Origin of the sequence: Pseudomonas sp. F01002 (genome assembly GCF_004402115.1) — a bacterium.
Lineage (GTDB): Bacteria > Pseudomonadota > Gammaproteobacteria > Pseudomonadales > Pseudomonadaceae > Aquipseudomonas > Aquipseudomonas frigoris.
On record NZ_SOPU01000055.1, the window covers coordinates 1 to 409 of the forward strand.

Consider the following 409-nt stretch of genomic DNA (forward strand, 5'->3'; position numbering starts at 1 on the left):
TCACCCCGCCGCTCAAGCTCTACGTCAAACTCGACATTCCCGGCGGCCAGGACACGGACCCGGACTATGGGCATTCCAATCTGTACATGACCTTCGAGCCGGCGGAGATCGTCCAGGATGGTGTGGACAAGGACAGCGCCAAAAACGGCGTGGACATCCTCATCCAGGCCAAGCCCGGCAGCGGCACCAACCTGCCTTACCCCAACATTGCGCTGGGCGACGTGATCACGGTGAGCTGGGGCGGCAAGCTGGTGCTGTCGGCGCCGGTCACCCAGGCACAGATCGACACCCCGGTGAACAACCCGATCAAGGTCCACGTCGACGAACAAACCATCCTCGCGGCCGGGGACTCCGGCCTCGAAGGCCTGGCCGTCACGTTCATGGTGCGTGACCGGGTGCACAACCAGTC

At 63.8% G+C, this 409-nt stretch carries 1 pseudogene; it reads left to right on the plus strand.

Going from position 1 to position 409, the window contains the following annotated elements:
• A pseudogene (locus E3W21_RS31305) lies at nt 1-409 on the plus strand (hypothetical protein); the annotation flags it as partial.